Origin of the sequence: Gemmiger formicilis (assembly GCF_018784445.1) — a bacterium.
Classification (GTDB): domain Bacteria; phylum Bacillota; class Clostridia; order Oscillospirales; family Ruminococcaceae; genus Gemmiger.
In genome coordinates, this window is sequence record NZ_WQOH01000052.1 from 13,631 (window position 1) to 26,213 (window position 12,583).

The window sequence follows — 12,583 nt, forward strand, 5'->3', positions numbered from 1 at the left end:
TTCTGGCGTTTAAGGCAAACGCCCGTAACAATAAAAATGCTGCTGCCAGTAGCTTGAATTGAGGTTCGTGTAGGAAATGGGGTCGCCGCAGTGCAGCATGACCGAATTTCCCACATACAGCCCCACATGGGACATCCCGACAGTGTCGTAAGTGCCGACGAAAAATACAAGGTCGCCGGGCTTGGCCTGCTCCGGGGAAACGGGGGTGCAGATGTTGTAAAGCCCCTGCGCCGTCTGGCGTCCCACATTCCAGCCGGAATGATTGATAACCCAGCTAATGAAGCCGGAACAATCAAAGCTGGTGCTTGGGGAGCTGCCGCCCCACACATAGGGATAGCCCACATACTTTTCCGCCTCCGCGATCATGGCGGCAAAGGCTTCGTCCTTTAGCGCCTCCGGGGGGATTTCATAGTAGGTCGGCTCTTTCGGGGTGGAGGCGTGGGGATAGCTGCCGTTGGGAAACAGGTCTGGCCGGTTGCCCAAAGTCTGCATATAGGCAGCATAAAAGCCCATCTGTTCCTCGGTGAGAATGTAGATGGGCAGGTGGGACAGGTCAAAGTTTTCCAGCTTCACATTGCAGATGTAATAGGTGTAGGGAACTTCCACGGTATAGGTGTTTCCCTCGCTGTCCGTCCTCGTTTCGGTGCGGTAGCGGGTTTCCGTTTCGATGGTCTGGGTCAGGATGTACTGCTTTTCAAAGAGCATGGCAAGGTCGCCCTGTACCTCCCCCAAAGTGAACACGCCGTTATGCAGCGCGGAGAGGATGGAGGTCAGCACATAGGGGTCATGTTTGATCTCGTCCAGATCGAAACGGTATTCGTCATAGCCAGGGTGCAGGCTTTCGTAGTTGTCAAGTTCGTGCTGCAAGTCTGCTTCCAGCGCGGCATAGGCGGCTTCGGCTCCCAGCATATCACTGTTCTCGGAGAGATAGGAGGTGGCGGCAAGGCCCGTCCCGGTGCTGCCAAACATGGCGGTGCAGGATTGCAGGCCGCCCATCACCAGCAGGAGCATGAGGCCCACGCCGCCGACGATCAGCGCCCCTTTCCAGTGCCGGGCGGCAAAGGATGCGGCCTGTCTGCTTTTTTCTGCGGCTTTCTTGGCTGCGGCACCCGTGGTCTTGGCGGTGCCTGCGGCCCCCTGTGCGGTCTGACCCGCCGCCCTTGCTGCCTTGGCATATTCCCGCTTGATGTGCTGTTTCTGCCAGAAGCGGGAAACGGGGTTCTTGACCGCCTGCGCCAGCTCCGGGTTGTCCCGCAGGGATTTTTGATACGCAAACTCGGCGTTGGCAGCGATGGACTTTCGCTCGGCCTTGGCTGCGGCCCGGTAGGGTTTGAGCTTGTGGCGGTGGACGCCGCTGCGGATCATGCGGCCCACCTGCCGTTCCGCCAGTTCCTCCCCCTTGTGGCCGCCCTCCACGCCCACATTTTCGTGTTCTACCTCGTGGATTTTTCCGTGGAGATAAAGCCCGGCTTCCTGTATGGGGCGGCTGGCCGGGTTTGGTTTGAGCTGGGGAGGGGATTTCTCCACCTTGTCAAAATACAGCCTGCTTTTAGCCTTGCCCTTGGCCTCGTCATAAACAGTTTCCTTGGTGACGACGCGCTTTTTCGGCAGGGCTTCTTTGGCCGCTTCCAGCTGATCCGCCCGTTTTTCTGCCTTTTTGATATACGGGGCCAGCTCCGGGGAGGCCCGTTCCTCGGCGGTAAACTGCAACCGGGAAACGGGGCCGGTGGCCTGCGCCACGGTTTTTCCGGCGTCCTTGGCCGCTTTCCTTGCCTTGTGGCGGTCGTGCAGTTCGTCCGCCCGTTCCAGTATTTTTTCCGCCGCGCCCTCCGGCTGGGCGGTGTATTCCTGCTCGGCCTCCCGGCTGGACACATTGACGCTTTCGCCGGTGGTCTGGTTATCCAGCGTCAGGCCGTCGCGGGTCATGTGCTGCGTTACCTTGTCGCGGGGTTTTAAGGGTTCCATATCCGATCACCTCCTTGCTGTCTGTTCCGGCAGCGCCCGGTTTCAATCTCTGCAATATAGCGCAGGATGGGGTACACCTGCGGGGGAACAACTGCGTTTCCCAAAGTCTTTAACCGCTTTGCCACATTCGCCGGCGGGTCACTGATTAAGTACGGGATTTGCGCCGGTTCTTTGGCCCACATGGAATGTCCGTCCATCTCCGGGGGAATCCCATCAGCCATTCCACCCAGTCGGGGTTCAGTTTCACATCCCCCGGCGGGCTGCCCAGCAGTTTGTAAACCGCCCATGACAGCCGCGCCGTCCATACGGTTCCGCTGGGATTGTATTTTCGGAAGCTCCCGGTCGGGGTCATCCGCACATCGACAGTTTTCCCCACATCCCCCGTGTCGCTGGCAAGGGGCGTGGGAAGCAGCATGGCCGATGATGAAAGTTCTTTTGCGCTCATGCCATGCGCCGACGGCGACAGCAGGAAGTACGAAAACCCTAACGGCGTAGCCTGCCTGCTCCAAGTCAAAAACCGTCTTGTCGAGCCCCAGATGGATGAAGCCAGCAACATTTTCTCCAAGCACCCAAGAGGGGTGCAGTTCCCGGATAATGCGGAGCATTTCGGGCCATAAATACCGTTCGTCCTCAAATCCCCGTTGTTTCCCGGCGCTGGAAAAGGGCTGGCAGGGGAATCCCCCGGAAATAAGTGTGGTCGTTTCTCGTCCTGTTTTTTCAAAAAATGCCTCCTTTGTCACTGTGGTAATGTCCCGGAATTTTGGTACCTGCGGCCAGTGCTTTTTCAAAACTTCCATCGGGAAATCCGCCCATTCGCACTGGCATACGGTGGTAAACCCTGCGGCTTCCGCCGCAAGGTCGATCCCTCCGATCCCGGAAAACAGGCTGAAATGTGTTAGGGCGCTCATACCGTCGCCCCCTCGCCTAACCGGGTCGTCATGATCTGGTAGAGCTGGGTGTTTTTCGGGATGGGGTTCTTAAAGGGCAGGATCACATTTTCGTAAATGAGAAGCCCCTCGCCGGGTTCGGAATTGTCCACATACCGTAATTGCTGGGGCGAAATGTTCAGCCGTTCCGCAAGGATTTTGCGGTCGCCGCTGGCCTGATTGAGCAGGCAGATAAAGTCGCTGTTTTCCAAAATGTTCTCAATTTCCGGGGAGGAAAGCAGGTCTTTCACATTCTGCGTCGCACCTGTGGGAATCCCGCCCCACTTACGGAAACGCTTCCAAATCTCGCAGGAAAAGGCCGCCGTCTGTTCCTCACGCAAAAGCAGGTGGAACTCATCACAGAAATACCATGTCGCCTTGCCCTTACTGCGGTTTTGGGTGACGCGCCCCCAAATCTGGTCTTGGACAATGAGCATACCGATTTTCTTTAGTTGCTTGCCCAGCTCCTTGATGTCAAAGGCCACAATGCGGTTTTTGATGTCGATGTTGGTTCTGTGGTTGAACACATTTAAGCTACCGGACACATACAGGTCAAGGGCCTGCGCCACCCGGTCAGCCTCCGGGATATGCTGGTCTAACAGGGCTTTGTGCAGGTCTGCAAGGATGGGCATATTTTCCGGCTTGGGGTCTGCCAGATAAGGCCGGTAGATCACCTGTACCGCCCGGTCGATCACCGTCTTTTCAATGGCTTCCAGCCCGTTCTTGCCGCCCATGACAAGCTCACAGAACGACAGCACAAAGTCGGATTTCAAGGCCAGCGGGTTTTCGTCCTCGGAGTAATTCAGGTTGATGTCCAGCGGGTTCACATAGTTTTTGCTGGTAGGCGACAGCTTCACCACCTGCCCATGCAGCCGCTTCACAAGGGGGTAATACTCGGCCTCTGGATCACAGATATACACATCGTCCGGGGTGCAGAGGAACACGCTCAAAATTTCTGATTTACAGCTCATACTTTTGCCGCTTCCCGGTGTCCCCAGCTTTAGCCCGTTGGGACACCTCGCCCGTTTGCGGTCGAGCATAATCATGTTGCCGGTCTTGGCGTTGATCCCGTAATACATGGCGTCGCCGCCCTGAAAAAGCTCCTGCGTTACAAAGGGGACGAACACGGCCACGCTGGAAGTCGTCAGGGAGCGTTCAATCTGGATGTGGCTGGCCCCCAGCGGCAGGCTGCTCATAAGCCCCTGTTCCTGCTGGTAGTCCAGCCGTACAAGGGAACAGTTGTATTTCTGGGCGATCCCGGCAGCCCAGAACACATCGTTTTCCAGCTTTTGCCGGGTGTCTGCGGTGTTCAGCACCAAAAAGGTAAGCTGAAACATTCGTTCATTCCGGCTCTGCAAGGTCTTTAGCAGCTCCTTGGCGTCCTGCCCGTAGGTGGCAAGGTCGCTGGGAAGTATATCCATGTCGTAACCGCTTCTTACCGCCCGTTTCTGTTCCTGAATCTTCATGGCGTCAAGGTCGGTGATCTTGCGCTTGACCGTCTTAATGGCGTCGCTCTGGTCGATGGCCTGCACATGGAGGTTCACCACAATGCCGTTTTCCGTGTTGAGAAAGTCGGCCAGCATTTCATCCGACAGCTCCGGGGAGAGGATTTGCAGGAAGCTCACCGCCCCGTATTTGCCGCCCAGCCCGAACATCCGGGCATTGCCGAAGCGGAACGAGGACGGGGCGATAAAGTCCTTGGTAGAAAGCCCCGACGGGGCAAGCCACTTCCAGTCAAAGGAGAACGGTTCCCCGTCCGGGTGGAAAATGCTGTGCATGACTTCCAGCCGTTCCTTGGCGTCCAGTCCCCACGCGGAGGCCCCCATGCTCTTGAAATATCCCAAAAGGTCGGTTTCGATCCGGCGCAGTCTGGCGCGGGCCATTTTCAGGCTGTCCGCCTCAATGGTGTAGGTCATAAATTTCCGCTTCATCAGGCCGTTGTTCCCGTTCACAAGCTGGTCTTGCAAAATGTCGGAATACTCGCTGCGGATGTCGTCGAAGTCGTCCCCCTGCGCCCGGATTTCAAAGCTCTTGGCGTACTGCTTGGGGTCAATCTTGCGGTTGATAAAGGAAAACTGCACATGAATGGAGGCGTCCAGATAGTTGTAGAGGTCGCACAGGTTTTCAAAGATGGCGGTCTTGGTGTCCGCCTGCGCCAGTTGGTAGCTGATGTCCGTAAACTCAATGCACTTGGAAAAGGTGCGGGGCGTCACCCGGCATACGCCGTCCTGATACATGGCCTCATAGGGAATACTGGTCTGCGCCGAATGGGGCTTGCCGTCGCCCTTATACTTTCGGATGACAGCCTGAATTTCTTTCTTTTCGGCGCGGGTGAGCTTGACCGGCGCTTTTGCGCTCGTTTCGTTCTTTTGCTTTTTGGACAATGGCGTTGACCTCCTTTTCCATTTGGGATTGCCGCACAAGGGCGGTATAAGCGTTGTTGGTCTGGTAGGGGCGTTCCTTGGGCTGGATGAAGCAGCACTCGACGATCTGGCGCGCCACCACTTCAAGGGGCTGGCCGTGTTTTTCGTAAAGCGCCAGCAGAAAGCCCGGCAGCATGGCGAACACCATAATGAGCGCCGCCGCGCTGGTCGGGACGCGGCCCCGGATCAAAAAGAAAAGCGGGATGCCTACAAGCAGCGCACCGCCAAAACAAATGAGCTGGCGTTTCGTCAGCCCGAATACTACCTTGGATTTGACCTTGGTTAAATCCTTGGGGACAGTTACATAAGCCATAAAAAGTCACCTCGTTTCTGGTACGGACAGGGAAAAATCGCTGTCCACTTCGTTGCCCCACGCATCCCAGCCGGGGATTTTCTGTCTGGCAAACAGTTCTGCGCGGGGCAGGTCGCCCGCAAGCTCTATGATTTTCTCGCGGGTAATGTCTGGTTTCTTGCTGTGTTCCTCCACCGGGGAAATGATAAACTGATGGACGCTTTTGGAGTAACGCTTGGGATGGCCCCGCTTGGCAAGCAGGCAGATTTCCGCGTTTCCTCTCGTCCAGTAGCCCAGCCCGTAAAACCATGTGGGGCTTTTGCGGTTCAATTTCAGCCAGATAAAGGCCACGGTCTTAAAGGTGAAGCCCCACGCCTTAATCAGACGCAGCGCCTCCGGGAGCTGGGGGAAAGTTGCCCACAAAAATAAGAGGCAGTCTTTTTCCGCCAGCGTTTCCACCGGCAGGGCGCACAGCTCGTCAATGCTCATGGTGGGATAGTGATGTTCCGCCGCCCCTGTCCGCTTGCACTCATATCGCCACGGCGGGTCGGCGTAAAGGATGTTGTAGGTTTTCTTTTGTGTTTCCTCGATAGCTGGTATTCCTCCTGTCTGTTAATGTGCGGTAAATACGGCTTTCGATATGCTGCCGGTCTTGAACAGACAGAAGCAAAGCAAAACGGTATAGCCCATACAGCCCCAGATCGCGCCGGATATGTCGTCGGCGGTTCCGATCTGCTGGATCAGCACCGCATAAATCCCGACAACCACCATGATTAAAAAGGCTTGGAAGCCCAGCGCAAGCAGGGATTTCAAGTAGTTCTGGCCCATGCCGCGCCACTCTGCATTGCCCAGCGTGGCAAGGGGGATCGGCCCCAATGCGGTCACGGCGTAAATTTCAATCATTCTTCCATAGGTCACAAGGAAAATGCAGATGGAAAGAATGTTCATCGTCAGCCCCACAACAAGGGTCTGGAACCACAGGCCCAGCAGCGGCCCGATGTCCATTGCTTCAAGGCGGCTTTCCAGATCGGGGAGCAGCGTGTCAAAATCAATGCTGGTATCTCCGATAATCACCCCGGCGCTCTGGTTGACGACCTGTTGGGTGGCGTCAAATACGCCCATGACGATATTCCATGTGTTCGTCACAATGAGGATGGCAAAGGCGCTTTTGAAAATCCAGCGGAAGAACATGGAGCTGTCGAAGTCGTGCATATTGTTCTTTTCCACAATCATGTCGATCAGCTCATAGCACATCACGAGGGCGAGAATGGCCGCCGCAATGGGGACGATAACCGTTTCGGACAGGTTTTGCAGCATGGAGAAAATGCCGCCGTTCCAGTCCTGCGGGGTACTGCCCACATCCGACGCGATTTCCCCGACTTTGGTATTGACTGTGTTAAACAGGCCGGACAGGTTGCCCATGATACCGTCGATCAGGATTCCTTTGATCCATTCCCCGATTAAATCACCGATCATGTGGGGACACCTCCTTTCCCGCGCCCTCCCAGATCAGAGAGGGCGCGGAGGGTTTTCTAACACACATGGGGTTATCCCAGCAGCCCGGACAGCAGAGGAACAAGTGTCATGCCGATCAGGGCAACACCACCTCCGGCGACAAGCTGCTTGATTCCCTGGCTCTTGCTCGCCGGGTTGTCCGCCCCGTATCCCTCCAAAAGATTGACGCCGCCCCATACGCAAAGCGCGCCGCCGAGGCCCACAACAATGGTCTGCAAAGTATCAACTGCACTATTGAAAAATTCCATAAATTTACCTCCATAAATTCAGATCGTGATGGTGTTTGGGTACAAAAAAGCCGCCATACATAGCGGCAGCCTCACAATCCGCAGACGGCCCGGAGTTACTGGCCGTCCCGCCATTTCAGCACAGCCAGCGAAAAAATCTCGCCCCATGCTTCACACAGTCTGCGGTCTATTTCCCTTACAAGTTCTTCGGCTTCCCCGTCCGTGGGCGGGGTATCATGTTCCGCAATCCACTGGCACAGAACCGCAGCGGAAATGATCGCCCGGTAGATTTCTTTCTCATACCTGAAATAATCCGCAAATGTCCATTCGTCCGAGTGTCCCATCGGTCACGCTCCTTTCTCTATGGCCGCTTTATTCTACGGCAAAATCTTCATCCGACAGCTCAATGTCGTAGAGGTCAAAGGGTTCGTCCTCCGTTATCACGCGCCGCTTTTTCCGGCGCAGGGACGACAGGTAGCTGTCCACATCAAAGGTGTTCTTTTTGTCGGCGTCCGAGAGGTATTGATAGCGGGGGTGGCGGGTGATGTCGTATTTCTCACTGAAAAACGGCCTCACGCCGCGCACCTGCAAAATACACTTGCCTCCGTCCATCGTTGCAATTTCGTCTTGGCTCATCAGCTCCTTTCCGAGTTTTTGGTAATTCAGTCCGTGGGAGGTCTGCGCGCCCCGGTTCTCGCTCTGGTTGTAGCTGTCAATGGTTTCCTTGCCCAGCACCTCCGCAATCTCCTTGGCGTTTTTGCCCCGGCCACTAAGGAACAGCGTACAGTCGCAGTTGTCGGAAATGATTTCCGCCGCGTCCTTGTAAATGGCCTTTAGCTGCGACTGGCTCTGCAAAATAATAGAAGCCGAGATTTCCCGGCTTCGTATGGTGGCAATCAGCTTGTCAAAGTTTGGAATCTGGCCGATGTTGGCGAACTCGTCCAGAATCAGCCGCACATGGACGGGCAGCCGCCCGCCGTATTTGTCGTCGGCCCGGTCGCACAAAAGGTTGATAAGCTGGCTTTGCACCATTGCCAGAATGAAATTAAAGGTCGTGTCCGTGTCCGACATAATCAGGAACAGGGCCGTTTTTTTATCCCCGATGGTATCAAGTTCCAGTTCGTCGTCCTCCATCAGCTCCCGCACCTCCTTGATGTCAAAAGGCGCTAATCTGGCTCCGCAGCTTATCAAGATGGAGCTGCGGGTCTTGCCTGCCGACAGCAGGAATTTACGGTACTGGCGCACCGCAAAATGTTCCGGGTCTTTTTCTTCCAGCCGTTCAAACATCTGGTCTACCGGGGATTGAAATTCTGGGTCGTCCTCGCGGGCTTCACTGGCATTTATCATTTCAAGCAGCGTAGTGAAATTCATTTCATCGTCCGGCGCTTCGTACCAGATATAGCCAATGAGGGCCGAATACAGCAGGCGTTCCGATTTGATCCAAAAATCTTCGGCGCTCTTTTCGCCCTCGCCCTTGGTGTTGCAGATCAGCGTGTTTACCAGCTTCAAAATGTCCTTTTCCGAATGGATGTAGCGAAACGGGTTATAGCGCATACTCTTGGAAAAGTTAATGGTATTCAGCACTTTTACCCGGTAGCCGCACCGCACAAGGAGCTGGCCCACTTCGCCGATCAGACTTCCTTTCGGGTCAGTAATCACGAATGAGGTCGGGTAGTCCTTGGACACGCACTGCATAAGGTTAGGCTTCACAAAGAACCGGGTCTTGCCGCTGCCGGAACCGCCGATCACCAGCACATTTTTGTTCCGGGCGGTCTTGGGGTCTTTGGGCCGGTTGTTCATGGTGAGGCGTTCCGTCTGGGTCAGGAGAATGTTGTTGTCAAACACCGGGTCGATGTACGGGGCTATATCTTTGGGGCCTCCCCAACGGGCGCTGCCGTACTCGACGCCCCGGCGGTATTTCTTGGCGTTCTTGCTCTTGCAGTACACCATCAGCCGCAGTGCCACCGCACCGGCCACGCCCACCGCCAGATCGAACAGGTGGAAGCTGGGGGCGGCGCTTTCAAAGGCAAGGGAAAAGCCGTCCGCAAGGTGCAATAGCTTTTCCGACAAGTCCGCCCCAGCCGCCAGCCGGTAGGTCTGTCCCAGCTTGCCGAACAGGTAAACAAACAGCAGGTAGGGCAGGTTTGCGATTATCAGCTTTTTCATTTCCGGCTTCATCGTGACAGCCCCCTTTCCTTGATTTTCTCCTTGGCCTGCTGGCTGCTTCTGGCAGCTGCCTTTTCTTTCAGGACGGCAAGGGCCTTTCGGATGGAGGGGCGTTCCTGCTGTTTGAGCTTCTTGGCTGTAAACTCCTTAAACGCCTGTTCCAGATTGTCCACCTGCTTGGATTTGAAAATCACGATATACCGGGGCGGATGGGTAGTGCGGTCTTTCCGCAGAGTAAAATCAATGTCGTATTTCTTGGCGCAGGGCTTAAACAGGCCGATGTTGGCGTCGGTGATCTCAATGTTGGACAGGGCGGAACCGTCCTTTTTGAGCTGCCGTAAGCTCTGCTGGCCGTGATGGGCCTTGCCCGTCCCTTTCTGCCGGGCGGCCAGATATTTTCGGATGGCCGCTTGCAGCACTTGGGCGGTGAGCTTGCCCGTCTTAACCGCTAACGCTATGGTTTTCTGGTCTACTTCTTCCTGCAACTGCTATCCCTCCTTTGGAAAGTCAGCAGGCAGGCGGATGGCTTAAATCCGCACCCGCAGGCCAGAGAGGTCGTCGGCATGGATTCCCACCAGATACCAGTTCTCGGCCATTTCAATGCGGGTCGGCCTCCATCTGCCGCCCACCATCACATCAAAAGTTTCTCCGCAGTGCAGGCCGCCGTAATAGTCTGCAAGGTCAAAGCGGATGTCGTAGCGGTCTGTCTGCTCGTCAAAAATCAAAGCACCCTGTTTCATAGGGTCGTCCTCCTTTCAGATTTTGCCTGTGTTCATGTCGTGGGCCACCAGCGCCGTGTAATAGCCGTTGATGGTGCTTGGGGCGTTGAACAGAACCGCCAGCAGGTATTTTTTGATGTTCCGTATTTCCGTGGTGTTTTTGCTGATACAGTCAAAGACAAACTCAATGTGAGAACTGTCCAGTTTCATCAGCTTGGATTTCACCAGCTCGGCGGGGTAATCGTCCCCGGCAATGCGGATAGTCTTTCGGGCGCTGCATACGGTTTCCACCAGCAAGTCCACAATCTCGTCCAGCATATCCCGGTCAATCCCCTTGGCGTACTGGCAAAGGTGTTCATACTCGATGTTGTCCTTGATGATCTCCCGATAAATCTCTACGGCGCTCTGTGATTTCGCTCCCGTTCCTTTCCGTTCCGGCGGCGCAGCCGCTTCTTCCCCCAAAGGAGAGGGAGGGGAAAGGATAGGAATGGAATCGGTATTTGATCCATCTGTCATTGATTTCTCTTTACTTGATCTATCTTTATTTAATTGCGTTGGTTTTTCCTGCGTAGGGGTTTCCTGCGTTGGATTATCCAATGTTGGATTTTCCAATGTAGGTGAATCCGGCACAGGCTGGGGCTGTTCGTAAATGATGTAATCCGCCCCGCGCAGGCGGCCTTGGCTGTCACGCTCACGGGAACGCACGATATAGCCCGCCTTTTCCAGCTCCCGGACAGCCGCCCGGATCGCGTCGATCTGCTCCCGGTTGATAAGGGACAAGCCTTTCAGCGTAAAGTCCCAATCCTCCGGCAAGGACAGCATTTGCGACAGCAGGCCCTTGGCTTTCAGGGACAAGTCCTTGTTCCGCAGGTGGTGGTTGGACATCACCGTGTAGCCACGGTTTTTCTCCACTCGAAAAACTGCCATCTCGTCGTCCACTCCTTTCACTTGAAATTTCACCGCACCGTCAAGGGCGGTGAGCTTGCCCGGCTGGTAGGGACATTCCTCATACACACAAAACTGGTACTTCCAGTGCGGGCGGTAGAAACGGCAGGTGCCGCAGTCCTCCGGCGATCCGGCCTCGCCGTTGTCAAAATGATCTGCGCCCGGCCTCGTCTGCATGAGCTGTTCAAAGGCCCGGTCGCTGCCGGAAGTAAAGTACATAGGCGGTCGCCTCCTTTCTGGTTTTGGGCGCAAAAAAAGCGGCGTCCTGATCTCCCCAAAGGGGAAAAGAGAACGCCGCCGTCTGCGGTGTCGTATTTGATTTTCGATGTGTCACTATTTGGGCGGTGGGCTTCACGGGAAAGTAGAAGCGTGTCAAAGCTCAATCCGAAAGTAGTAAATCGGTAGTAAATTCAGTTCTTATATCCCGTGAAATGCCCGTATTTCCGGGCTTTTTGGAGATAATCAGAGTTGTTACAGAAACATCTGATAATCAATTTGAGGATTCCTCAAAACAAAAAAGCGCCTTAGTTTATCACTTCACTTACACTGATAATTCTGATGGGAATGTCGTTTATCAACTAGAGTCAATCACTTCCCAATGAATTTCCCATCATCAATCTTGTAAGACCGCTTTATCTTTTAACTGCCATCTAGCATAAGACAAGAGGCATCCCCCTTGTAGGAGAATGCCTCTTGTCTTATGCTAGGGCGTACTTTTCTCTATTAGAAGTACGCCATCGGGTTGATCCAATCACGATCAACATACCGATCAGTGCCCGTTTCAGGGTTCATATCGGTACTGTTAGCCTGCATAGCAAAGTGCAGATGAGCAGCCGAGGAATTGCCCGTATTCCCCATATAGCCAATGATCTGCCCCTTGGTGACATACTGTCCTACGCTTACGAGCGGTGCAGACTGCATGTGCATATAGATGGTTCGCAAATACGAGCCGCCATTGCTAGGTTTCGGGTTTGCGCTCTGGATAAAAACGCAGTTACCCATGGATGCGTTACCGGAGGTACCCTGAGAGGCATTCCAGTTAAATACGCGCTTAACCTTGCCAGAGCAGAATGCATAAATGGGATCACCTTCAACACCAGCAGTCACTGCACCGATATCAATACCGGTATGTCCAGAGGAATAGGACTGTGTGATACGCGTAGACTTCGTCGGCCACACATAATCGCCCGTACTGCCGCCACCGCTGGACTGGGACGCGCAAAGCTGCCAAATCTGATTGTCTGCATTGGATGCATTTTCCCACGTCAGAGCAGCACCGCTCGAATTGGATGCCGGAGTCAGGTACAGGTTTCATGACAGAAAACTTTGATTTAAGAGTCTTTGCTTACAAGGGAAACAAAGTAAGGATTAAACTATCATTAGAACGCACCAATTGCATGTTTGA

General features: G+C 54.7%; 13 protein-coding genes. All 13 read right to left on the reverse strand.

The features are described from left to right. Positions 1–9 precede the first annotated feature (9 nt). The 13 genes from GPK89_RS12595 to GPK89_RS12655 all read right to left on the reverse strand — a co-directional run bounded on the left by GPK89_RS12595 (position 10) and on the right by GPK89_RS12655 (position 12,357). Positions 10–1,965 carry a C40 family peptidase gene (locus GPK89_RS12595; protein WP_215693600.1) on the reverse strand — a complete coding sequence of 652 codons (1,956 nt, stop codon included), beginning with the start codon at positions 1,963–1,965 and terminating at the stop codon, positions 10–12. Further along, positions 1,953–2,873 (reverse strand): DNA cytosine methyltransferase, encoded by a 921-nt coding sequence (locus tag GPK89_RS12600; protein ID WP_215693602.1) that lies wholly within the window; start codon positions 2,871–2,873, stop codon positions 1,953–1,955. Before GPK89_RS12600 ends, GPK89_RS12595 begins: the two co-directional genes overlap by 13 nt. Beyond that, positions 2,870–5,275, reverse strand: coding sequence for a VirB4-like conjugal transfer ATPase, CD1110 family (locus GPK89_RS12605; protein ID WP_215693604.1), 2,406 nt, complete (start codon positions 5,273–5,275; stop codon positions 2,870–2,872). Before GPK89_RS12605 ends, GPK89_RS12600 begins: the two co-directional genes overlap by 4 nt. Next, entirely contained in the window at positions 5,178–5,627 is a 450-nt protein-coding gene (locus GPK89_RS12610; protein ID WP_097777316.1) for a PrgI family protein, read from the reverse strand. Before GPK89_RS12610 ends, GPK89_RS12605 begins: the two co-directional genes overlap by 98 nt. 6 nt (positions 5,628–5,633) lie before the next feature. Continuing rightward, entirely contained in the window at positions 5,634–6,167 is a 534-nt protein-coding gene (locus GPK89_RS12615; protein WP_430750607.1) for an MT-A70 family methyltransferase, read from the reverse strand. A 51-nt stretch (positions 6,168–6,218) separates the two neighbouring features. Then, positions 6,219–7,082: a VirB6/TrbL-like conjugal transfer protein, CD1112 family gene (locus GPK89_RS12620; RefSeq protein ID WP_005946756.1), complete on the reverse strand. Its 864-nt coding sequence runs from the start codon at positions 7,080–7,082 to the stop codon at positions 6,219–6,221. A 71-nt stretch (positions 7,083–7,153) separates the two neighbouring features. Further along, the gene (locus GPK89_RS12625) at positions 7,154–7,369 is read right to left on the reverse strand and encodes a Maff2 family mobile element protein (RefSeq protein ID WP_002566673.1); all 216 of its coding nucleotides are present in this window, start codon (positions 7,367–7,369) and stop codon (positions 7,154–7,156) included. 95 nt (positions 7,370–7,464) lie between these two features. Further along, positions 7,465–7,692 carry a hypothetical protein gene (locus GPK89_RS12630; protein WP_022381109.1) on the reverse strand — a complete coding sequence of 76 codons (228 nt, stop codon included), beginning with the start codon at positions 7,690–7,692 and terminating at the stop codon, positions 7,465–7,467. Positions 7,693–7,720: 28 nt separating this feature from the next. Next, positions 7,721–9,526, reverse strand: a complete 1,806-nt coding sequence (locus GPK89_RS12635) for a VirD4-like conjugal transfer protein, CD1115 family (protein ID WP_215693606.1) — start codon at positions 9,524–9,526, stop codon at positions 7,721–7,723. Beyond that, on the reverse strand, positions 9,523–9,999 hold the full coding sequence (locus tag GPK89_RS12640) for a PcfB family protein (RefSeq protein ID WP_215693608.1): 477 nt from the start codon (positions 9,997–9,999) through the stop codon (positions 9,523–9,525). The genes GPK89_RS12635 and GPK89_RS12640 overlap by 4 nt, the downstream gene beginning before the upstream one ends. A gap of 42 nt (positions 10,000–10,041) precedes the next feature. Continuing rightward, positions 10,042–10,254, reverse strand: coding sequence for a DUF5348 domain-containing protein (locus GPK89_RS12645; RefSeq protein ID WP_003819042.1), 213 nt, complete (start codon positions 10,252–10,254; stop codon positions 10,042–10,044). A gap of 15 nt (positions 10,255–10,269) precedes the next feature. Continuing rightward, positions 10,270–11,397: a DUF6017 domain-containing protein gene (locus GPK89_RS12650; protein ID WP_195488165.1), complete on the reverse strand. Its 1,128-nt coding sequence runs from the start codon at positions 11,395–11,397 to the stop codon at positions 10,270–10,272. 504 nt (positions 11,398–11,901) lie between these two features. Further along, positions 11,902–12,357, reverse strand: a complete 456-nt coding sequence (locus tag GPK89_RS12655) for a M23 family metallopeptidase (RefSeq protein WP_159447035.1) — start codon at positions 12,355–12,357, stop codon at positions 11,902–11,904. Between the last annotated feature and the right edge of the window lie 226 nt (positions 12,358–12,583).